A 21,677-nucleotide genomic window follows, 5' to 3' on the forward strand; every position below is an offset into this window, starting at 1 on the left:
CGGGCGCGCGCGACGCCCGCTGCCTCTCAGCCGCAGCTGCCGGTGACCTCGAGCGAGTCGCGCGTGAGCTTCACCGACGACGACTCGACCGTCATCGACGCGCGGCCGTCCGCGATGGTCACGTCCTGCACCTCGACGCCCGCGGGGAGGTACTGCGCGACGCACACGGGGTAGGTGATGTCGCGGATCCCCTGGATGGTCTGCGCCAGGTCGACCGTGAACGAGCCCGCCTGGAGCTCGACCTCGGCGGGCGTGATGACGACCGTCGATCCGTCGCGCAGCACGGGCTCCGCGGCGACGGTGTAGCCGAGGGTGAGGCCGAGGACGCTCGTGGATCCGGAGTAGCCGAGCGTGCCGTCGCCGAAGCGCAGGTCGGGCGGCGTCCCCGCGGTCTTCGCGAGGAGCGCGCTGGCGGGATCCTGGTCCATCGACACGGTGGCGACCACCTCCCCGACGGTGCGCTCCTGGTCGGTGGGCACGTCGGTCGCGACGATGTGCGCCTGGAACGGCGTGCCGTCCGCCTGCAGGTTCGGGCCGTCGAGCACCACGCGGTCGAGCGTGCCGCGGATCAGCTGCGGGATGACCCAGTCGCCCTCGATCGACACGTTCACGCGCCCGGTGATCTGACCCGGCAGCTGGTCGGCGATCTGCTTCTCGGCCTGGTCCTGGGCGACGCCCCGGACGGTCTGGTCGATGATCCGCAGCCCGAAGGCGAGTCCCACGCCGATCACCGCGAGGACGAGGAGCCAGATGAACACGGTGCCGCCGCGCGGGCCGCGACGACGACGCCCGGCCTCCCGCGGGTCGCGTCGCTCCGGCGCCTCGAAGACCTCCGTGCCCAGGAACCGACCCGCCATGATCCGCTCCCCTACATGCGCTCGGGGGCGGAGACGCCCACGAGGTCGAGGCCGTTGGCGACCACCTGCCGCACCGCGTCGTTCAACCACAGGCGCGTGCGGTGCAGGTCGGTGACCTCCTCGTCGCCGCGCGGGACGACTCGGCAGCTGTCGTACCAGCGGTGGTAGGAGCCCGCGAGCTCCTCGACGTAGCGCGCGACCCGGTGCGGCTCGCGCAGCTCCGCGGCCTGGGCGACGATGCGCGGGAACTCCTGCAGGAGCCCGAGCAGCGCCGACTCGGTCGGGTGCGTGAGCAGCTCCGGCGCGAACGCCGTGCGCTCGACGCCGGACGCGGCCGCGTTGCGGTCCACGGCGCACGTGCGCGCGTGGGCGTACTGCACGTAGAAGACGGGGTTGTCGTTGGTGCGCTTGCCGAGAACCGCGAGGTCGATGTCGAGGTTCTGGTCGGCGGAGGAGCGCACGAGCGAGTAGCGCCCGGCATCCACGCCCACGGCGTCGACGAGGTCGTCGAGGGTGACGATCGTGCCGGCGCGCTTGCTCATCTTCACGGGCTCGCCGTCGCGCAGGAGGTTGACCATCTGGCCGATGAGGATCTGCAGGTTGACGCCCGGGGTGTCGCCGAACGCCTGCACCATCGCCATCATGCGGCCGACGTAGCCGTGGTGGTCCGCGCCCAGCATGATGATGTTCTGCTCGAAGCCGCGCTCGCGCTTGTCGAGGTAGTAGCCGAGGTCGCCGGAGATGTAGGCGGGCTCGCCGGACGAGCGGATGACCACCCGGTCGCGGTCGTCGCCGAACGTGGTGGTGCGGAGCCACACGGCGCCGTCCTCCTCGAAGACGTGGCCGAGCTCCTTCAGGCGCGCGACGGCGCGGTCGACGGCGCCGGACTCGTGCAGCGAGTCCTCGTGGAAGAAGACGTCGAAGTCCACGCCGAAGTCGTGCAGCTTCTGCTTGATCTCGCCGAACATCAGCTCGGTGCCGCTCCTGCGGAACAGCTCCTGCTGCTCCTCGCGCGGCAGGGCGTCGACGTCGCCGTCGTACCCCTCCACCACGCGCTCGGCGATCTCGCCGATGTAGGCGCCGCCGTAGCCGTCCTCGGGCGTCTCCTCGCCGAGGTGGCTCGCGAGGAGGCTGCGGGCGAAGCGGTCGATCTGGGATCCGTGGTCGTTGAAGTAGTACTCGCGCGTGACGTCCGCGCCCTCCGCCTGCAGGATGCGCGCCAGGCTGTCGCCGACCGCCGCCCAGCGCACGCCGCCCAGGTGGATCGGGCCCGTCGGGTTCGCGGAGACGAACTCGAGGTTGATGCGGATCCCGTCGAGCGTCGCGCCCCGGCCGTAGGCGGGACCCGCCTCGACGATGGTGCGCGCGAGGGCACCCGCCGCCGCGGCCTCGAGCGTGATGTTGATGAAGCCGGGTCCCGCGACGTCGACCTTCGCGACCTGCGGCAGCTCGCCGAGCGCCGCGGCGATGTCGGCCGCGATGGTGCGCGGGTTCTCGCCCAGCGGCTTCGCGATGCGCATCGCGATGTTGGTGGCCCAGTCGCCGTGGTCGCGGTTGCGCGGGCGCTCGAGCACGACCATGTCGGGGCTGAGCGCGAGGGCGTCGCCGCCCGGTCGTCGTCCTGCCGTCCGGGCCACGATGTCGAACAGTGCGCCGGTCAGGTCAGGGGTCGTCATGGGGATCGATCCTACCGGCGGCCGCGGCCCGCCCGGCCCGGACCGGCGCCCGCCCCGGGTGCGCACGCACCCCGGGAGCGTCCCAGCGGGGCCGCGCCCCGTCTCGGTAGGGTGTCGATCCCGCCTCCCGCTCGTGGCACCCTCGCCGCGCGCCGAGCGCCGCATCCCGCGGCGCGTCCGGATCCGAAGGAGCACCACCATGCCCGTCCGCCTCCCCGCGCCCCGACGAACCCGCCTCGCGCGCACCGCCCCGGCCGCCGCGGCCGCCGGGCTCGCCGTCTCCCTCCTCCTCGCCGGCTGCTCGAACCCCGCCCCGCTGCAGCCCACCACGCCCGACCCGTCGGCGAGCGCGGGCGGCGGCGGCCAGGCCGCAGGCGGCGGATCCGGCACGGGCCCGAGCGCCTCCCCCACCCCCGCGCCGCCGAAGGGCACCCCGGTGAGCACCACGTGCGACCAGCTCCTGCCCGACCTCGCCCAGTTCGGGCCGGGCTTCACGACCGAGGCCCTCCCGGCCGACACCGCCACCGACGGCGCGCGCGAGGACGTGCTCGCCATGCAGGGCATCGCCTGCGCCTTCCGCTCGTCGGACGGCACCGCGGTCGAGGTCGACGTCGCCCAGCCGGTCGCCGCGGAGCTGCAGTCGCGCCGCGACGCGGCCATCCTCCAGGCGGACCCCATCGCCGGCTACCCCTCGGGCGTCGAGGCCTACTTCGAGCTGCAGGACGCCGTGGGCGTCGCCACCATCTACTCCTCGAAGCACATGGTCGTCATGCGCTCCGCGTCCTTCTACGAGCCCGGCGACCACGCCGACCTCGGCAACGCGGTGCTGGAGACCGTCGGCGGCTGACCCGACCGCCGGCCGGCGGGACGGGCGCGCGTCAGCCCAGGCGGACGGGGGCGGCCACCTCGTCGACCGGCAGCTCGTCGACCGTGGCCATCACCTCCATGCGCGAGATGGTCACGAGGCTGCGCGTGTTGGTGAGGAACGCGGTGTCGGAGGCGTCGCGGCCCGTGGAGATCCGCAGCAGGCTCTCCCGCGGCGCGAGCCCGGTGGCGTCCACGACGTGCCAGGCACCGTCGACCCACGCCTCCGCGACCGCGTGGAAGTCCATGGGGCTGAGCCCCGGCGCGTAGACGGCGGCGAGGCGCGCGGGCACGTCGAGCGCGCGGAGCATCGCGATCACCAGGTGCGCGTAGTCGCGGCAGACGCCGCGGCGGGCGAGCAGCGTGCGGACGGCGCCGTCGGTCGGGAGGCTGGATCCGGGTGCGTACCGCAGCGAGTCCGCCACGAACGCGCGCACGGCGGCGAGGAGCGGCAGCCCGTCGAGGCCGCGGAACTCGCCGCGGGCCGTGGGGAAGAGCGTGTCCGACTCGCAGTAGCGGCTCGGACGGCGGTAGACCCACAGGTCGACCTCGTCGAGGGGCGCGGGGTCCTGGCGGCCGGTGACCGTGGCCGCGTACTCCATCGTGAGGACGCCGGCGCCGGTCGTGAGCACGTGCAGGCGGGTGTCGTGCCGGTCGACCACCTCGGTCGCCTCGACCGGGCGCCCGTCGAGCGCGAACGCGAGGCGCTCCGAGGCGATGTCCGCACCCCGCGCGACGGCGATCGCGAAGGCCATCTCGCTCTCGCCCGAGACCTGCAGCTCGAGCATGGAGGAGACGTCGCGGCGCATGCGTCCATGGTGGCATCGGATCCGGCGCCGTGCCGCGCGGGAGAGCCGACATCAGGTGCGCGGACGCCCCTCCGCGTGCGCGGGGGCCGGATCGCCTCAGGCGGCCGCGGTGCGCACGGCGTCGACGGGCTCGCGCAGCGCGCAGGCCGCGGCGAGCGCGTCGAGCAGGGCGGGGAGCTGGTCGCGCGCGGCGCCCGGGTCCTCCGGGTGCCACTGCACCCCGATGATGGGCGCGGTCTCGTGCTCGACGGCCTCCGGCACGCCGTCGGGAGCGACCGCGACGACGCGCAGCCCCGCGCCCGGACGGTCGACCGCCTGGTGGTGGGCGCTCCGCACGACGACCTCGGTGGATCCGAGGACCCGGGCGAGGCGGCTGCCCGCGCCGACGCGCACGTAGTGGTCGCGCATCACGGCCGTGATCTCCTCGGCGTCGTTGCGGTGCTCGCCCACGCCCTCGATGTGCTGCTGCAGGGTGCCGCCGAGCGCGACGTTCACGATCTGGGCGCCGCGGCAGATGCCGAGCAGCGGCGTGCCCTCCGCGACCGCGCGGCGGACGAGCGCGATCTGCCCGGCGTCGGCGACCTCGCGGTGCGTCGAGCGGCCCTCGTACTCGGCGGGCCCTCCGTAGAAGCGCGGCGCGACGTCCTCGCCGCCCATGATGACGACCGCGTCGGCCTCGCGCGTGCGGGCGAGGAGCGACTCGACGCCCTCGTCCTCCGCGGCGATGTTCTCGACGGCCCAGCCCGCGGCGTCGGCGATCTCGGCGACGCGCGCGTTGAGGCCCTGCACCAGCGCGTTGTAGGCGGCGGCCTCGGGACGGGAGCGGGTCACCTGCACGACGGCGAGGCGGAGGGGGGCGGGCATGGATCCAGTGTGCGGTCTCGCCCGCGGCGCCGCACGCCGCGCGTCATGTTCCGCAACACGGGGCGGGCGCGACGCGGGCGGCCGCCGGGTCAGGGCCAGACGAGCGTGTGCGACCAGGATCCGTCGGGCCCCGACCGGTACATGATCCGCAGCTGCCCGTGGTCCTCGGTCGCCTGCCAGAACTCGACGACCGTGGGCTGCAGCACGTACGCGCGCCACGACTCGGCGACGAGCTCCGGATCGGCGTCCACGGCCTCACGGGCCCGGGCGACGCGGGCGTCCCGCTCGGCGGCGTCGGGCATCGGCTCGCTCTGGTCGCCCGCGATGACCTCGGCCCGCGACGCCGGGTGCCGGGCGAGGAAGTCGCGCTCGCTCACCTCGCGGTCGCCGTGGAAGACGGGTCCGGTCGCGCGGATCTGCCGCCCGCGCTCCCGCCAGTACGCGACGAGCGCGGCGCGCGGGTTGGCCTCGAGGTCGCGGCCCTTGGGGCTGTCGGCGAGGGACGAGAACCAGAGGGCGCCCGGCTCGTCGTCGACCGTCGGCGTGACGTCCTTGAGCAGGAGCGTGCGCGCGCTCGGGCGGCCCTCCGCGTCGGCGGTCGCGAGGACGACGGCGTTCGGCTCGGCCGCGTCGTGGGCGACGGCGTCGCGGATCCAGTCGATGACGAGGTCGATGGGGTCCTCGGGCAGGTGCGCCGGGTCGAGCTCGGGGAAGTCGTGGGGCTTCGGCTTGGCGCCCTTCAGGAGGTCGCGGACCGGGCTGGAGTCGTCGTCGTCTGCCATGAGCCGAGCCTAGGCCGACCCGCCGTCGGCGCCCGGACTAGGGGGGCGCGGTCGCGGCCGAGGTCGGATGATGCCCCATGCGGGGGCGCGTCTTCGCCACGATGCGGGAATCGGATTGGTCCCCGTGCCACTGGACTTTTCCAGTGCCGGGCGACGTGGTCGTCCTCCTCGTCCGCCGCTACGTTCTTCCTCAGGCCCGCTCCCCCAGTTGGGCCCAGCACCACGCGGCGGGAACCCGAGACCCGTCTCGGGCCCCGCCGCGTGTGTTCACCGCGTCCTCCGCACCGCCGATCACGAGCGTGCGTCGAGTCGATGCGATCGCCCGGTGCGCTCGGCGGTGCGGGTGCTCGGCGGTGCGGGCGCTCTGCGACCGCGGCCGGACCCCGGACGCACGAGAGGCCGGCCCCGCGGACGGGACCGGCCTCTCACCGCACCAACACGGGATATGGGAAGGTGTGCCCCCAGGAGGATTCGAACCTCCGCCCCTGCCTCCGGAGGGCAGTGCTCTATCCCCTGAGCTATGGGGGCCAGGGTGCGCGCGAGCGCGGATCCAGGGTAGCACCGGCGACGAGGCCCGCCGTGCCGCCGCCGCGGGCCGCGGCGCGATCCGCATTCCCCCTCCCGAGGAGACTCCCCGCTCCGGCTCAGGCGCGGCACGCCAGGATGGACCCAGGACGACCGCCGCGCCGCCCGGGCACGGCGGCCCACCCGATCCCTCCGAGGAGACCACCCGTGAAGCTGTCCCGCATCGCCGCCGCCGCCACCGGCTTCCTGCGCACGTCCAAGGGCCAGGACGTCGGCCGCACCGCCATCGACCGGGTGTCCGGCATCGCCGACAAGGCCACCGGCAGCAAGCACGCCGACAAGATCCAGAAGGCGCGCGAGGCAGCGGACAAGCAGCTCCGCAACCTCGGCCCCGACGGCGGCCGCGGCGGCCAGGGCCCGACCCCGCCCGCGACGCCGCCCCGCTCCTGAGCGCCGGCAGCCTCGAGCTCACGCTGGACGCGGCCGCCGATGCCGCGGTCCGCGCGTCCTGGCGTGCCCTCGCCGACGCCGGCCTGCCGAGCCTCGCCGACCACGCCGGGGAGACCAACCGCCCGCACGTGACGCTGCTCGCGGCGGACGGGCTCGGCGGATCCGCGGACGCAGCCGTCCGCGCGATCGCCGCCTCCGCTCCCCTGCCGACGCTCCGCCTGGGCGGGCTCGTCGTGTTCGGCGTGCCGCCGCGCGGCCTCGTGCTCGCGCGCCAGGTGGTGGTGGACGAGGCCCTGCTGGCGCTGCACGCGCGGATCCACGCGGCCGTCGACGCGGCACCCGCCGACCCGGACGAGGACGGGCACGGGCGTGCCGTCGAGGTCGTCCCGCACACGCGCCCCGGGTCGTGGACCCCGCACGTCTCGATCGCCCTGCGGCTCACCGCCGAGCAGCTCGGCGCCGCGGTCTCCGCGCTCGGCCGCGTCGACCCGCTCGACGCCCCGACCGCGGGCCTGCGTCGCTGGGATCCCCGCGACCGCACCGTGACGGAGCTGACATGACCGGCACGGGTCGCATCCGCAGGGCCGACGCACGCACCCGCGCCACTAGCCTGGATGGAGCACGCACTTGAGACGACGGAGGAGTCGGATGCCGCGGTCCGCGAGATTGCTGGGGGCCGCGCTCGCGCTCGGCCTGGCCGGGGCCCTGGTCCCCTCCATGGCGCAAGCCACGGAGCCGGTCGACTTCGGCGGGGCGACGATCCTCGACCAGGTCGACGCGGTGACGCCGGCGCAGGAGCAGCAGATCCAGCAGGCGATCGACCAGCTGCGGGCGGACACGGGCATCACCCTGCACGTCGCGTACGTCGACACCTTCACGGGCGAGGCGAGCCAGGCGGCGTGGGGCCAGGCGACGAACGACGCGAACGGCTTCGGCGACGCGGACGCGCTCCTCGCCGTTGCGGTCCAGGGGCGCCAGATCTCGTTCGGCGCTCCCTCGGAGCTGTCCACGTCCGCGCGCGACCAGCTCCTCGAGAACGGCATCACCCCCGAGCTGCAGGACGGGGACTGGGCCGGGGCCGCGGTCACGGCCGCGGAGGGCATCCAGACGCAGGTCCAGAGCGGCACGGGGACCGAGACCGGCACCGGCGTGACCCCGTCGCCCGGGAACGACTCCGGCATCGACTTCGGCCTCGTCCTCCTCTACGTCCTCGGCGCGATCCTCCTGGCCGCCGCCGTCACGACGCTCGTCGGGCGCCGCAGGAAGCAGAAGGCCGTCGCCGCGAAGCGCCAGGCCGTGCTGGAGGAGATGCGCACCGCCGAGCAGCGCGCCGGCAGCATGCTCGTGCAGCTCGACGACGCGCTCGAGACCAGCGAGCAGGAGGTCGGCTTCGCGGAGGCGGAGTTCGGATCCGGCGCGGTCGGGCCGTACCGCGAGGTGCTCGCGTCCGCGGGCGGCAAGGTCCGCGAGGCGTTCGCGCTCAAGCAGAAGCTCGACGACACGATCGAGGACACCGACGAGGAGCGCCGCACCTGGGCCGCCCGCATCGTCGACCTGTGCCAGGAGGCGCGGGCCGAGCTCGACGCCCAGGCCGAGTCGTTCGAGGAGCTGCGCGCCCTCGAGAAGAACGCGCCGCAGACGCTCGCCGCGATCGTCACCGACGCGGAGTCGCTGCAGTCGCGCATCGACCGCACGCAGGAGGCGGTGGACCTCCTCGGCCGCCGCTACGCCGGCCCGTCGATGACCACGGTCACGGGCAACGTCGACCAGGCCCGCTCGCTCCTCTCCTTCGCGACCGACACCGCGCAGGAGGCCGCCGAGGCGATCCGCGCGGGCGGGGCATCCACCGGCGAGATCGCGGTGAAGGTCCGCGCGGCCCAGCAGGCCGTCGGCCAGGCGGGCAAGCTGCTCGACGGCGTCGACCGCGTCTCGTCCGACCTCGAGCACGCGTCCACGCGCGTGCAGGAGGAGATCGCGGACGTCCGCAGCGACATCCAGGACGCCCGCGCCGCCCAGCGCGGCGGGCGCATGCCGGAGCTCACGCGGCTCGTGGAGGCGGCCGAGCAGGCCATCGCCGACGCGAAGCCGCTGCAGGGCCGGCTCGCGGATCCGCTCACCAGCGTCACGCTGCTGCAGGAGGCGGAGGCCCGTCTCGACGAGGCGCTCGCGCCCGTGCGGGAGCAGCAGGAGCAGGTGCGGCGCGCGATCGGCTACCTGCCGCGCGCGCTGTCGACCGCCGAGAGCCAGGTGGCCACGGCGCGCGACTTCATCTCGACCCGTCGCGGCGGGGTCGGCGAGGAGGCGCGCACGCGCCTCGCCCACGCCCAGCGCGCCCTCGACGACGCGCACGAGGCGGCGCCGCGCGATCCCGTGCGCGCGGTGGCGGCATCGCAGGCCGCGACCTCCTACTCCGCCCAGGCCATCGAGGCCGCGCAGCGCGACCTCGAACAGGGCGGCGGATACGGCGGCGGCATGATGGGCGGCCGCGGAGGCGGGGACGCCTTCGGCGGCGCGATCATGGGCGGCATCATCGGCGGCCTGCTGAGCGGCGGCGGCGGAGGCGGCTGGGGCGGCGGAGGCGGTGGCGGCTTCAGCGGAGGCGGCTTCGGCGGGGGCGGCGGCTTCAGCGGCGGCGGCTTCGGCGGGGGCGGCGGCTTCAGCGGCGGCGACTTCTAGCCACCCGACGCATCCCGCGCACGACCAGCACGACGACGAGGACGAGAGCGACCCATGATCAACCCATTCCGACGAAGCACCAGACGAGAAGGAGCAGCACCCATGTCCAAGCAGTCCATCCTCGGCCGCATCGCCCAGCTCGCGAAGGCCAACATCAACAACCTCATCGACCAGGCCGAGGACCCGCAGCTCATGCTGGACCAGATGGTCCGCGACTACACGGAGAGCATCCGCGAGGCCGAGAGCGCCGTCGCCCAGACCATCGGCAACCTGCGCATGATCGAGGACGACCACCGCGAGGACGTCCAGGCCGCGAACGACTGGGGACGCAAGGCCCTCGCCGCGAGCACGAAGGCGGACGAGTACCGGAACGCCGGCAACACCCCCAACGCCGACAAGTTCGACGCGCTCGCCCGCGTCGCGCTCCAGCGCCAGATGCAGTCCGAGAGCGAGGCGAAGGGCGCCGAGCCCACCATCGCGTCGCAGACCGAGGTCGTCGAGAAGCTCAAGCAGGGCCTCGACACGATGCGCGGCAAGCTGCAGCAGCTGTCGTCGAAGCGCGACGAGCTGAACGCCCGCCAGAAGACGGTGCAGGCGCAGTCGCAGGTGCAGGACGCCATGAAGAGCATCGACATCATGGATCCCACCAGCGAGGTCAGCCGCTTCGAGCAGAAGATCCGCCGCGAGGAGGCCCGCGTGCGCGGCGCCGAGGAGCTGCAGGCCTCAAGCCTCGACGCGCAGTTCGAGGAGCTCGAGGACCTCGGCGAGCTGACCGAGGTCGAGGCCCGCCTCGCCGCGCTCAAGTCCGGCGGATCCGCGCCCAAGCAGGTCACGTCCGGCGAGTAGCGCTCGGCGAGGGACCACGGGCGCCGTCCTCCGGGGCGGCGCCCGTCGTCGTCCGCGGCGGTCATCTCGTCGGGGAATTCCGCCCCCGCGGATCCGGTTCCCCTCCGCATGACCAACATCGGAATCATCGGCGCCGGACTCATCGGCAGCCAGCTCGCCCGCCTGTTCACCTCCACCGGCCACGACGTCGTGATCGCGAACTCCCGCGGCCCGGAGACCCTCACCGACCTGATCGACGAGCTGGGCGACCGCGCCCGCGCCGCCACCGTCGAGGAGGTCGCCGAGGCCGGCGAGATCGTCGTCGTGACGATCCCGCTGAAGAACATCGACAGCGTGCCGGTCGCGCCCCTCGCGGGCAAGGTCGTCATCGACACCGACAACTACTACCCGGAGCGCGACGGCCACATCGCCGAGCTCGACGACGAGACCACGACGACGGCGGAGATGCTGCAGCGGCACCTGCCGGAATCGAAGGTCGTCAAGGCGTTCAACCACATCTACGCGGCCGACCTCACGACCGACGGCACCCCCGCGGGCACCCCCGGCCGCCGCGCGCTCGTCATCGCGGGCGACGACGCCGAGGCGAAGGCGACCGTCACCTCGATCCTCGACTCCTTCGGCTACGACACCGTCGACGCCGGACCGCTCGCCGAGGGCTGGCGCATCCAGCGCGACACCCCCGGCTACGGCCCGGCGCTCGACGCCGACGGCCTCCGCCAGGCGCTGTCCGAGGCGAAGCGCTACCGCGACATGTAGTCCTCGTCCTCTCCGGCCGACGCCCGCCCTCCCCGCTCCGGCGGTGACGGCGGGCGTCGCCATGTCCGGCCCCGCGCGCGATACTGAGGTGTGCCCGCCTCCTTCGTCGTCGTCCCCCAATGGCAGGGCTCGGGCTCGTCCCGCGCCATGAGGCTCGCGGAAGGTGCGGAGGCGATACGGGGCGACCTGCCCGCGTCCGCCACGCACGTCGTGGACGTGCCCGTCGAGGCCGGCGAGTCGCTCGGCACGGGCGTGCTCCGCTACGCGTCGCTGCTCGCCGTGCGCACCCGTCAGGAGGCTGCGCTGCGGGCGGCGTCCGGGTCCGGGGCGGCCCCCGTCGTCACGATCGGCGGCGACTGCGGCGTGGAGATCGCGTCCGTCGGGCACGCGGTGCGTGAGCATCCCGGTCTCGCGGTCGTCTGGCTCGACGCGCACGCCGACCTCAACAGCCCCGCCTCGTCACCCACGGGCGCCTTCCACGGGATGGTGCTGCGCGCCGTCGTCGGCGAGGGCGTCGACGGGCTGGAGCTCCCCGCGGGCGCCGTCACCACCGACCGCGTCGTGCTCGCCGGCGTGCGCGCGCTCGACGACGCCGAGTCCGACCTCGTGGAGTCCCGCGGGATCGCGCTCCTCGGCGTCGACGCCATGGGTCCCGAGGCGCTCGTCGCGGCGGTCACGGCGACCGGCGCGACGGACGTGTACGTCCACGTCGACCTCGACGTGCTCGACCCGGGCGGGATGTCCGGCGTCGGCCACCCCGAGCCGTTCGGGCTCGACGTGCAGGTCGTGACCGAGTCGATCAAGGCCCTGCGCCGGTCGTTCGGGCTCGCGGGCGCAGGCATCACCGAGTTCGCGCCGTCCTCCCCCGCGGCCGCGTTGGACGACATGGGCACCATCCTGCGGATCATCGGGGCGCTGACCGGGCCGGTCTGATCCGCCCGGGAGGTCGCGCCGAGCCGCCCGCCCTGCGAGGCTGGGACGGACGATCGAAGGAGACCGCCGTGAGCGACGACGCCCGCACCGCATCCACCGCAGGATCCCCGTCCGACGACGCGCCCCGCGTGCGCGTCGAACGGCGCGGCCACCTGCTGCTCATCGGCCTCGACCGGCCCGCCAAGCGCAACGCCGCCGACATGCGCATGCTCCGCGAGCTCGCGAGCGCCTACGGGCTGCTCGACCGCGATCCCGAGCTCCGGGTCGGCGTCGTGCACGCGATCGGCGACCACTTCACCGGCGGGCTCGACCTCGCCGACGTGGCCCCGCACATCGGCCGCGGGCCCGGCGGCGGCCTCGACACGGTGCCGGAGGACGGCGTCGACCCGTGGCGGATGACGGGCGAGGGCGTCGGCAAGCCCGTCGTGCTCGCGGTGCAGGGCACGTGCCTCACGCTCGGCATCGAGCTGGCCCTCGCGAGCGACGTCGTGGTCGCGGCCGCCGGCACCCGGTTCGGGCAGATCGAGGTCGCCCGCGGGATCCTGCCGTTCGGCGGCGCCACCCTCCGCTTCCCCGCCGTCGCGGGCTGGGGCGACGCGATGCGCTGGATCCTCACGGGCGACCTGTTCGACGCGGAGGAGGCGAGGCGCATGCGCGTCGTGCAGCTCGTGGTGCCCGACGGCGAGCAGCTGGAGGCGGCGATCGGGATCGCCGAGCGCATCGCCGCGCAGGCGCCGCTCGCCGTGCAGGCGACGCTGCGCAGCGCCCGCGCCGCCGTCCGCGACGGGCACGACGCCGCGGCCGCCACGCTCCCGGCCGAGCTCGTGCGGCTCGCCTCGTCCGAGGACGCCGCGCGCGGCATGCGGGCGGCCGCGAGCCGTGTCGACGCGGAGTTCGTCGGCCGCTGATCCGCTGGACGACGCCGCCCGGCGGTCGTGTCGGGAGCCGGGCGTAGGGTCGGGACCATGACCTCCTACGACCTCATCGTCATCGGTGCCGGCCCCGTCGGCGAGAACGTCGCCGACCGCGCGAAGCAGGGCGGGCTCTCCGTGCTCGTCGTCGAGTCCGAGCTCGTGGGAGGCGAGTGCTCCTACTGGGCCTGCATGCCCAGCAAGGCCCTGCTCCGCTCGGGCAGCGCCCTCCGCGCGGCGCGCGCCGTCGCGGGCTCGAAGGAGGCCGTCACGGGCGACCTCGACGTCGCGGCCGTGCTGAAGCGCCGCGACTCCTTCACCAGCTCCTGGGACGACCAGGGCCAGGTGAGCTGGCTCGAGGGCATCGGCATCGACCTCGCGCGCGGACACGGCCGCATCTCCGGGCCGCGCCGCGTCACGGTCACCGCGCCCGACGGATCCACGACCGAGCACGAGGCGACGCACGCCGTCGCCGTGAGCACCGGCACCGCGGCGCTCCTCCCCGACATCCCCGGCCTCGCCGAGGCGCAGCCCTGGACGAGCCGCGAGGCCACGAGCGTGGAGGTCGTGCCGGACTCGGTCGTCATCATCGGGGGCGGCGTCGTCGCGGCCGAGATGGCCACCGCGTACGCGTCGCTCGGCAGCACCGTCACGATCATCGCCCGCAGCGGCCTGCTCACCGGCCAGGAGCCCTTCGCGGGCGAGCTCGTCGCCGACAGCCTGCGCGGCATGGGCGTCGACGTGCGACTCGGCGCCTCGCCCTCGCGCGTGTCCCGCGACGGCGACCTGGTCACGGTCGAGATCGACGGCGGATCGGCGGTGACAGCTTCCGAGGTGATCGTCGCCACGGGCCGCACGCCGCGCACCGACGACCTCGGGCTCGACACCGTGGGCCTCGAGCCCGGTGCCTACCTCGACGTCGACGACACGATGCTCGTCACGGGCGAGGTCAACGCGGAGACGCCGTGGCTGTACGCCGTCGGAGACGTGAACCACCGCGCGCTCCTCACCCACCAGGGCAAGTACCAGGCGCGCGCCGCAGGCGAGGTCATCGCCGCGCGCGCGACCGGCGGCACCGTCGACGACTCCCCCTGGGGCGTCCACGTCGCCACGGCCGACCACCGCGCCGTCCCGCAGGTCACCTTCACCGACCCGGAGGTCGCGAGCGTCGGCCTCACCGCGACGGCGGCGGAGGACGCCGGGATCCGCACGCGCGTCGTCGACTTCGACCTCGGATCCGTCGCGGGCTCGAGCCTGCATGCCGACGGCTACGCCGGCCAGGCGCGCATGGTGGTCGACGAGGACCGCGGCGTCATCGTCGGCGTCACCTTCGTCGGGCAGGACGTCGCCGAGCTCCTGCACTCCGCGACCATCGCGGTCGTCGGCGAGGTGCCGCTCGCGCGCCTCTGGCACGCGGTGCCGTCGTACCCCACCATCAGCGAGGTCTGGCTGCGCCTGCTCGAGACGTACGGCCGGCCGACCGCGTGATCCGCGCGAGCCTCGGGGCCGTGGCGGGAGCCGTCCGCGGCGTCCTGCTCGACTCCCCGGTGTCGCGCGCCGGCAGCGCCGTCGCGACGGGCGTGGCGCTCGCGATCGGACTGCCGCTGAGCACGGGCGAGGTGCGTCGCCACGGCGACCTCATCGTGCTCACGGGGCTGCCGTCGTGGGTCTTCGGGCGCGGCGGCACGTGCGTCGGCCGCGTCTACCTCACCCGGGACAACGCGGGCCCCGCGGTGCTCGAGCACGAGGCCGTCCACGTCGTCCAGTGGAAGCGCTACGGCCTGCTCATGCCGCTGCTCTACTGGTGGGCGGGGCGGGATCCGCTGCAGAACCGGTTCGAGATCGAGGCCGGCCTCGAGAAGGGCGGCTACCGGTGACGGGCCAGCTGGACGGCCGCACCGTCGTGATCACAGGCGCGAGCTCCGGCATCGGCCGCATCGCCGCCCGCGAGCTGCACGACCGCGGCGCCGACGTGGTCGTCGTGGGCCGCGACCCGGAGCGGACCCGCGGCATCGCCGCCGAGCTGGGCGCCCGGCACATCCTCGCCGACATGGACCGGCTGACGGAGGTGCGCGGGCTGGCGGCGACGCTGCTCGAGACGTGCCCGCGGATCCACGTGCTCGCCCTCAACGCCGGGAGCCTCGTCCCGCGCCGCACCATGACGGTCGACGGCCACGAGACCACCTTCCAGCGCAACGTCCTCGCGCCCTTCCTCCTCACGCATCTCCTGCTGCCTCGGCTCGAGGAGACGCAGGGTGCGCTCCGCGCCGGGGAGAGCCCGGTGCGCGTCATCGGCACCGCGAGCCGCGCGAACCTGTGGGGCCGCGTGCGCCTCGACGACCTCGACTGGCGCAAGCGCCCGTGGCTCGGCGGCTGGCAGGCCTACGGCACGTCGAAGGCGATGATGATCCTGATGATGCGCACGCTGGCCGAGCGCGTCGGCCCGCGCGGCATCGAGGCGGTCTCGTTCCACCCGGGGCTCGTGCGCACCTCGTTCGGATCCGACAGCACCGTGATGAAGGCGATGCTCGCCTTGTCGATGGGCGCCTACGGCATCTCCGCGGAGGCGGGTGCGGTGCCGCTCGTGCAGCTCGCGTCGGTGCCCGACATCGCCGCCCCGAACGGCACCTACTTCGACCAGCTCACGCCCGACGGGAGGACCACCGCGCAGGCCGCCGACCGGCAGCTCGGGCGCGACCTGTGGGCGGCGCTGGAGCTCGCGGCCGGCACAGATTCCTCCGCGCGGCGCTGACCGCGGAGCGCCGACGGCTGAGCGCCGCGCGCGCGACGGGCCCGAGCGGGAGCCCGCGTCAGCGCGTCGCGAGCAGGTGCAGCAGGTCGTCGTGGCCGCCGACGTGCCCGCCGAGCAGCACGCTGACCTCGGTGACCGGGTGCTCGTCGGAGATGGGCGCGGAGAAGACCATCATCTCGCTGGCCCACGCGCCGACCGCACGGGCCACGGCGGTCATGGGCGCGGCGGGCTCGCCGTCGATCCCGCGGCCCTCGCGCGCGATGACCGTGACGACCATGCGCGGCGGATGCGCGAGCGCCACCTCGACGGAGGCATCCGGCACCTCGACGAAGACGCTGCCGCGCGTGCACAGCGGCAGCGCGGCGAGCGCCGCCTGCGTCTCGGCGAGGCCGGTCTCGTCGGTGACGAGCAGCACCTGGCGCTTCACGTCCTTCCGGGTGCGCGAGCGGGTCGCTCCGGCCATGGTCAGGATCCCTCGGCCGCGCCCGCGCGCCAGTAGCCCATGAAGGCCACCTGGCGGCGGTCGATGCCGGTGTCGCGCACGAGGAAGCGGCGCATGGCCTTGATGCATCCGGACTCCCCCGCGAGCCACGCGTAGAGCGTGGAGCCCTCGTGGACGACCGGCGCGTCCCAGACGATGGCCTCGGCGTCGTCCTCGGCGAGCGGCTGCGCGTCGTTGGCGAGCGCGACCTCGGGGGTCGGGATGGCGCCGACCTTCACGTGGCAGTCGACCCAGTGGCGCACGGCCTCCTCGAGGCGGGATCCGTTCGGACGGCCGTCGCGCGGCAGCCAGGTGAGGTTCACGCCCTTCGGGACGCGGACGTCGAGGCGGTCGCCCGTGACGGGCACCTCGATGAAGGCGCAGCCGACCGCGTCGTCGGGCAGGGAGGACAGGATGTTGCAGATGGCGGGCGCGGCCGTCTCGTCCCCGGCGAGGAGCAGCGAGCGGGCGGCGCCCGGGTGCCACTCGATGCCGAGGCCGCGCGCGGGGCTCAGGGCGTCGGGGCCGATGAGGACCATGGGGTCGCCGACCTGCGCGGCGCCGGCCCATCGCGACGCGGGGCCCATGTCGCCGTGCAGCGCGAAGTCGACGTCGACCTCGCCGAGCTCGCGGCGGACCGCGCGGGAGGTGTACGTGCGGAGCGGGTTGCGCTCGGCGTCGGGCAGCGCGCGCCACCAGGCGAACCAGTCGTCGCCGCCGACGCCGCTGAGGTCGGGCAGCCCGTGCTCGGGCACCGGCAGCAGCAGCTTGATGCGCTGGTCGAGGCACTCGTCGCCGAAGTCGCGGAGGTCGTCGCTCTGGAACGTGATCCGCAGGAACGTCGGGCTCACGCGCTCGGTGCGGGCCACGCGGGCCTCGAACGGCCGGTAGGCGGGACGCTCCACCGCGGGTTGCTCCTCGACCACGGCCTCGACGGCCGACGTGCTGCTGGCGAGGGTCGCGGTGGAGGTAAGCACAGCCTAAGTATGGCATGCCTTACCTCAGCGGTCGAGGTGCGCGGGCGGATCGGGCGGCGGATCCACGGGAGGATGTCATCATGACCGCCGTCGTCCTCGCCGCCGTGTTCGTGGGGGCGGTGGCGCAGCGGGTGACCGGCCTCGGCTTCGCGCTCGTGGTCTCCCCCGTGCTGGTGATCCTGCTCGGGCCCTTCGACGGCGTGCTCATCGTCAACCTGTGCGGCGCGCTCTCCGCGGCGATCATCCTCGCGGGCGTCCGCCGGGACGTGGAGTGGCGGCGCTACCTGTTCCTCGCGGTGCCCGCGCTCGTCGGGATCGTGCCGGGCGCGCTCCTCGCCTACCTGCTGCCGGAGCAGGCGCTCGAGATCGGCATCGGCCTGCTGCTCGTCGCGGCGCTCACCACCTCCCTCGCGCTCCGCCGGACGACCCGCGTGGTCGACGGCCCGGGCGTCATGGCGGGCTTCGGCTTCGCGTCGGGCGCCATGAACGCGGCGGCCGGGATCGGCGGGCCGAGCCTCAGCGTCTACGCGGTCGTCAGCCGCTGGGAGCAGCGCGCGTTCGCGGCGACCCTGCAGCCGTTCTTCCTCACGATCGGCGCCTCGTCGCTCCTCACGAAGCTCGTCATCGCGCCGGAGCGCTGGCCGGACCTCGGCACGGCCGCGTGGGTCGGGATCGTCGTGACGATGCTCGCGGGGATCGGCGCGGGCACGCTCCTCGGACCGCGCATCCCGACGCGCGGCGCCCGAGCGGCCGTCGTGGTGCTGGCGTTCGCCGGCGCGGTCTCGGCCATCGTCAAGGGCGTCAGCGGGCTGGTCTGACCCGGCGCCTCACCACTGCGGCGGGTGCCGGCGCTGCCAGTGCAGCCGGCGCTCGAGCTGCCGCCCGATCGCGAGGAGCGTCGCCTCCCCGCCCGGCCGCCCGACGAGCTGCACGCCCATGGGCAGGCCGTCGTCGGTGAGGTGCACGGGCAGCGTGATCGCGGGAAGGCCCGTGACGTTCGCGAAGGACGTGTACGGCGTGTACTGCACCTGCTGCGCGAAGTTGCGCTCGCCGTCCTCGGCGTCGTACCAGCCGACAGGCCGCGGCTCCAGTGCGAGCGCGGGCGTCAGCACGGCGTCCACGTGCGCGAACTGGGCGATGACGCTGCGCTCGTAGGCGGCGAGCTGCGCGAGCGCGCGGGCCAGGTCGCGCGCGGTGAGGGCGCGGCCGCGCTCCACGAGCCACCGGGTGAGCGGTTCCAGGAGGTCGAGCTGGGCGCCCTCGGCGGGGATCCCGGCGGCACCCGCCTGCCAGATGGTGCGGAACGCGGGCGCGTAGGTCGGATCCAGGCGGAGCGCGAGGTCCTCGAGGCCGTGGCCCATGGTCGCCAGCTCGCGCACGGCGATGGCGAGCGCGTCGTCGGCGGAGGGGTCGCGGACGATCTCGTAGGCGTCGTCCCACGGCGTGGTGGTCATCACGCCGATCTGGAACCGGCCCTCGCCGCGGACGGCCGCGCCGAGCAGGTCGCCGTCGGGATCCTCGGGCGCGCGGAGCGTGAAGGGGTGCGGGATGCGGCCGTTGACCCGGCCGATCATCGCGTCGAGCAGCATGGCCGCGTCCGCGACGCTGCGGGCGAGCGGGCCGGGCACGACGAGGCCCGCGAGCGACTCCTGGCCGGATCCGGCGGGCACGAGGCCGCGCGACGGCTTGAGGCCGACGAGGCCGGTGGCGGCCGCGGGGATGCGCACCGAGCCGCCGCCGTCGGATCCGGGCGCGAACGGCAGCAGGCCGGCGGACACCGCGACGGCCGCTCCCCCGCTGGATCCGCCGGCGCCGCGCGTCGTGTCCCAGGGCGTGCGCGCGGGCGGCGCGACGAGGCTCTCCGTGTAGGACGGCAGGCCGAACTCGGGCGCGCTGGTCTTGCCGAGGCTGATGCCGCCGGCGTCGTCGAGCGCCTGCGGGATGGCGTCGGTGCGCTCGGAGACGTGGTCGCGGAAGAGGCGGGAGCCGAACGTGGTGCGGACTCCGGCGCGCTCGGACAGGTCCTTGTCGCCGAACGGCAGGCCCCACAGCGGCGCGGTGCGCGGCACCTCGCGCTCGACGAAGCGCGCGCGCTCGAGGGCGCGGTCGGCGGTGACGGTCGTGAAGGCGCCGAGTCCCGGATCCAGCCGCTCGATGCGCTCCAGGTAGTGGGTCACGAGCTCGGTCGGGGTGACCTCGCCGCGCTGGAGCTGGTCCCACTGGTCCTGGGCGCTGAGGTGGTGGAGTTCGAACACCGCTCCAGCGTAGGCCGGGGCAGGGCGGCCCTACCGGGGCCGGATGCGCGGACGGGGCGGGCGCCGGTCGTCCCGGCACCCGCCCCGTCCGTCACGGGCGCGCTCGCGTCAGCGGCGCGCGGCCGACGCCCGGCGGCGGAACGCGACGAGCGCGAGGCCGAGGGCGAGCGCCGCGAGCGAGGTGCCGAGCACGGGGCCGGCCTCGGAACCGGTGGCGGCGAGCGTCGGCTCCGTGCTCGGCGCGGGCACGACGCCCGTGCCGGACGGGACGACGGATCCGGCCTCGGTGTCGAGCGCGTAGAGCACCGAGGCGCCCGTGCTAGGGAGCAGGAACGCGAGCTGGTGGGATCCGGTGGCGAGGTCGGCCGGCACCGTGAACCGGACGCTCGCGCGGCCCTGCTCGTCGGTCGTGTCGACCACGGCGGCGTCGATCGGCGTGCGCGCGACCTCCTCGCCGTCGATGAGGGTCACGACCTCGGTGTCCTGCACGGGCGCGTTCGAGACGAGGAGCGAGGAGAGCTCGTAGGAGCGCTCCTGGCCGGCGCGCGGTGCGGCGCCCGTGGTGTCGACGATGCCGATGGAGCGCGTCGCCGAGTCGGGCTCGACGGGCGAGAACTCGGTGATGTAGTCCACGAACGCCGTGAGGTCGACGCGCCCCGAGTCGCTCTGCTCGGTCGTGTTGCCGAGCTCGGTGAAGTTGTCGCCGCCCTCCGCGAGGAAGCTGTTGGCGACCATCGTGAACACGCGTGCGGGATCCACCGGCTCGCCCTGGAAGAACACGCCCGTGATCCGCTCGCCCTGCGCGGCCGTCGGGTCGTACGTGTAGGTGAGGTCGCGCGAGAGGCCGAGCTTGAGGAACGGCCGCGACGAGCCCTCGGGCTGCCACTGCTGCTCGAGCACGGCCTTCACGCCGGCGCCCGTGATCTTCGCGGTCGTCAGCGTGTTGGCGAACGGCTGCACGATGGCGGCCTCCTTGTAGGTCACCTCGCCCTCGGAGTCGCCCGCGCCGGAGGACGCGACGGTGAGGTCCTGCCGGATGCCGCCCGGGTTCATGAACGCGATCTCGGTGCCGAGGTCGGCCTGCGTGGCCCAGAGCTGCGCGTCGGCGACGAGGTTGCCGATGGTGGACTCGCCGCCGCGGTTCTCCTCGCCGTCGGCCTGGCGGGCGCGCGTGATGTCGTCCGTGATCTCGCCGACCGTGCGGCTGCCGATGATCTCGGCCTCGGCGACCGCGGCGTCCACGATGCGCTGCACCGCGGGATCCGCCGGGAACGCCGGCTCCCCCTCCTCCGTGAGGAGCGGGACGAGCTCCGAGGAGATGGACGTGAGGGCCTTGGTGGCGGGATCGACCGTCATCGACAGGTGCCCGAGGTTCGTGCCGTAGCTGCCGGTCTGCAGCACCGGCAGCGGCAGGTCACGGCCGGCGACGGGAAGCTCGTAGTCGTAGCCGAGGTGGGTGTGGCCGGAGACGATCGCGTCCACGTCGGCCTGGACGCCCGTCACGATGCGGCCGAAGACCGAGTCGTCGGTGAGCGAGGACTCGTCGGACGTGGACGCGCCCTCGTGGACGACGAGCACGACCACGTCGGCCTCGCCGTTCGCGTCGTCGCCGTCGCGGAGCGCGCGGGCCGTCGCGGTGGAGGCGTCGACGACGCTGCCGACGTCGATGGTCGCGAGGCCGGCGGGGCTCACGAGCTCCGGCAGCGACTCGGTGGTGGCGCCGACGAACGCGACGCGCACCCCGCCGATGTCCTGCACGTCGTAGGCCGCGTAGGCGGGCTCGGTCGTGCCCTTCTCGTAGAGGTTCGCCGAGATGTAGGGGAAGTCGGACGCGGGGACGACCCGGTCGTCGAGGTCGGCGCGGCCGAGGTCGAACTCGTGGTTGCCGACGGTGGAGACGGACAGGCCCATCGCGTTGAGCGCGTCGAGCGTCGGCTCGTCCCGCTGCGACAGCGAGGTGAACGTGGACGCCCCGATGTTGTCGCCCGCGCTGATGAGCGTGCTGTTGGGGTTCTCGGCCTTCGCCTGCTGGAACGCGCCGGAGATCACCGCGGCGCCCGCGGTGGACGACGTGGTCTCCAGGCGGCCGTGGAAGTCGTTGATGGAGTAGACGTCGATGGCGACGTCGCCCTCCGCGGCGGACGCGGGCACGGCGCCGAGGCCGAGGACCGCGGTGGCGGAGAGTCCCGCCACGAGGGCGAGGGCGCCGGAGCGCGCGGCCCCGGACGGGCGGGGGGTGGGGGCAGAGCGCATGCGGGGACAT

21 protein-coding genes and 1 tRNA gene are annotated in these 21,677 nt (G+C 74.6%); 12 read left to right on the forward strand and 10 right to left on the reverse strand.

Going from position 1 to position 21,677, the window contains the following annotated elements; genetic code table 11:
• Positions 1-26: 26 nt before the first annotated feature.
• Positions 27-857 carry an LmeA family phospholipid-binding protein gene (locus BFL37_RS03100; RefSeq protein WP_086513702.1) on the reverse strand — a complete coding sequence of 277 codons (831 nt, stop codon included), beginning with the start codon at positions 855-857 and terminating at the stop codon, positions 27-29.
• Between the two features lie 11 nt (positions 858-868).
• On the reverse strand, positions 869-2,533 hold the full coding sequence (argS, locus tag BFL37_RS03105) for an arginine--tRNA ligase (RefSeq protein WP_086513703.1): 1,665 nt from the start codon (positions 2,531-2,533) through the stop codon (positions 869-871).
• Between the two features lie 199 nt (positions 2,534-2,732).
• On the opposite strand from argS, the gene BFL37_RS03110 reads away from it, so the two are divergent.
• Positions 2,733-3,380 (forward strand): hypothetical protein, encoded by a 648-nt coding sequence (locus BFL37_RS03110; protein WP_086513704.1) that lies wholly within the window; start codon positions 2,733-2,735, stop codon positions 3,378-3,380.
• 31 nt (positions 3,381-3,411) lie between these two features.
• Here BFL37_RS03110 and BFL37_RS03115 read toward each other — a convergent pair whose 3' ends face one another.
• The 4 genes from BFL37_RS03115 to BFL37_RS03130 form a co-directional block, all read right to left on the reverse strand.
• Complete coding sequence (locus tag BFL37_RS03115) at positions 3,412-4,206, reverse strand: transglutaminase-like domain-containing protein (RefSeq protein ID WP_086513705.1); 795 nt, start codon at positions 4,204-4,206, stop codon at positions 3,412-3,414.
• A gap of 96 nt (positions 4,207-4,302) precedes the next feature.
• Complete coding sequence (locus tag BFL37_RS03120; protein ID WP_086513706.1) at positions 4,303-5,070, reverse strand: gamma-glutamyl-gamma-aminobutyrate hydrolase family protein; 768 nt, start codon at positions 5,068-5,070, stop codon at positions 4,303-4,305.
• An 89-nt stretch (positions 5,071-5,159) separates the two neighbouring features.
• On the reverse strand, positions 5,160-5,852 hold the full coding sequence (locus BFL37_RS03125) for a pyridoxine/pyridoxamine 5'-phosphate oxidase (RefSeq protein WP_086513707.1): 693 nt from the start codon (positions 5,850-5,852) through the stop codon (positions 5,160-5,162).
• A 456-nt stretch (positions 5,853-6,308) separates the two neighbouring features.
• Positions 6,309-6,380 (reverse strand) — tRNA-Arg (locus BFL37_RS03130).
• Between the two features lie 204 nt (positions 6,381-6,584).
• Between BFL37_RS03130 and BFL37_RS03135 the strand changes: the two genes are divergently transcribed.
• From BFL37_RS03135 to BFL37_RS03180, 10 genes are all read left to right on the forward strand, one after another.
• Entirely contained in the window at positions 6,585-6,827 is a 243-nt protein-coding gene (locus tag BFL37_RS03135; protein WP_086513708.1) for an antitoxin, read from the forward strand.
• A gap of 23 nt (positions 6,828-6,850) precedes the next feature.
• Positions 6,851-7,387: a 2'-5' RNA ligase family protein gene (locus BFL37_RS03140; protein ID WP_086513709.1), complete on the forward strand. Its 537-nt coding sequence runs from the start codon at positions 6,851-6,853 to the stop codon at positions 7,385-7,387.
• Between the two features lie 157 nt (positions 7,388-7,544).
• Complete coding sequence (locus tag BFL37_RS03145; RefSeq protein WP_241533821.1) at positions 7,545-9,503, forward strand: TPM domain-containing protein; 1,959 nt, start codon at positions 7,545-7,547, stop codon at positions 9,501-9,503.
• Positions 9,504-9,605: 102 nt separating this feature from the next.
• Positions 9,606-10,349 carry a PspA/IM30 family protein gene (locus BFL37_RS03150; protein WP_086513711.1) on the forward strand — a complete coding sequence of 248 codons (744 nt, stop codon included), beginning with the start codon at positions 9,606-9,608 and terminating at the stop codon, positions 10,347-10,349.
• A 108-nt stretch (positions 10,350-10,457) separates the two neighbouring features.
• Complete coding sequence (locus BFL37_RS03155; protein WP_086513712.1) at positions 10,458-11,105, forward strand: NADPH-dependent F420 reductase; 648 nt, start codon at positions 10,458-10,460, stop codon at positions 11,103-11,105.
• A 90-nt stretch (positions 11,106-11,195) separates the two neighbouring features.
• A complete protein-coding gene (locus BFL37_RS03160; RefSeq protein ID WP_086513713.1) occupies positions 11,196-12,038 on the forward strand; it encodes an arginase family protein in 843 nt (280 codons plus the stop codon).
• 68 nt (positions 12,039-12,106) lie between these two features.
• Complete coding sequence (locus BFL37_RS03165; protein WP_086513714.1) at positions 12,107-12,946, forward strand: crotonase/enoyl-CoA hydratase family protein; 840 nt, start codon at positions 12,107-12,109, stop codon at positions 12,944-12,946.
• 57 nt (positions 12,947-13,003) lie between these two features.
• Entirely contained in the window at positions 13,004-14,437 is a 1,434-nt protein-coding gene (locus BFL37_RS03170) for a dihydrolipoyl dehydrogenase family protein (protein ID WP_086513715.1), read from the forward strand.
• Positions 14,434-14,826: a Fe-S oxidoreductase gene (locus BFL37_RS03175; RefSeq protein WP_086513716.1), complete on the forward strand. Its 393-nt coding sequence runs from the start codon at positions 14,434-14,436 to the stop codon at positions 14,824-14,826. Before BFL37_RS03170 ends, BFL37_RS03175 begins: the two co-directional genes overlap by 4 nt.
• The gene (locus BFL37_RS03180) at positions 14,823-15,701 is read left to right on the forward strand and encodes an SDR family NAD(P)-dependent oxidoreductase (RefSeq protein ID WP_086513717.1); all 879 of its coding nucleotides are present in this window, start codon (positions 14,823-14,825) and stop codon (positions 15,699-15,701) included. The genes BFL37_RS03175 and BFL37_RS03180 overlap by 4 nt, the downstream gene beginning before the upstream one ends.
• A 58-nt stretch (positions 15,702-15,759) precedes the next feature.
• On the opposite strand, the gene BFL37_RS03185 is transcribed toward BFL37_RS03180, so the two are convergent.
• Positions 15,760-16,164 carry an SIP domain-containing protein gene (locus tag BFL37_RS03185; RefSeq protein ID WP_086513718.1) on the reverse strand — a complete coding sequence of 135 codons (405 nt, stop codon included), beginning with the start codon at positions 16,162-16,164 and terminating at the stop codon, positions 15,760-15,762.
• 2 nt (positions 16,165-16,166) lie between these two features.
• Positions 16,167-17,108 (reverse strand): siderophore-interacting protein, encoded by a 942-nt coding sequence (locus BFL37_RS03190; RefSeq protein WP_086514000.1) that lies wholly within the window; start codon positions 17,106-17,108, stop codon positions 16,167-16,169.
• A gap of 131 nt (positions 17,109-17,239) precedes the next feature.
• On the opposite strand from BFL37_RS03190, the gene BFL37_RS03195 reads away from it, so the two are divergent.
• Positions 17,240-17,977, forward strand: coding sequence for a sulfite exporter TauE/SafE family protein (locus tag BFL37_RS03195; protein ID WP_086513719.1), 738 nt, complete (start codon positions 17,240-17,242; stop codon positions 17,975-17,977).
• Positions 17,978-17,986: 9 nt separating this feature from the next.
• Here BFL37_RS03195 and BFL37_RS03200 read toward each other — a convergent pair whose 3' ends face one another.
• Together BFL37_RS03200 and BFL37_RS03205 are read right to left on the reverse strand one after the other, a co-directional pair.
• On the reverse strand, positions 17,987-19,414 hold the full coding sequence (locus BFL37_RS03200) for an amidase (RefSeq protein ID WP_086513720.1): 1,428 nt from the start codon (positions 19,412-19,414) through the stop codon (positions 17,987-17,989).
• Positions 19,415-19,522: 108 nt separating this feature from the next.
• Complete coding sequence (locus BFL37_RS03205) at positions 19,523-21,667, reverse strand: bifunctional metallophosphatase/5'-nucleotidase (protein WP_086513721.1); 2,145 nt, start codon at positions 21,665-21,667, stop codon at positions 19,523-19,525.
• Positions 21,668-21,677: the final 10 nt, after the last annotated feature.

The organism is Clavibacter michiganensis (assembly GCF_002151125.1).
Taxonomy (GTDB): domain Bacteria; phylum Actinomycetota; class Actinomycetes; order Actinomycetales; family Microbacteriaceae; genus Clavibacter; species Clavibacter michiganensis_C.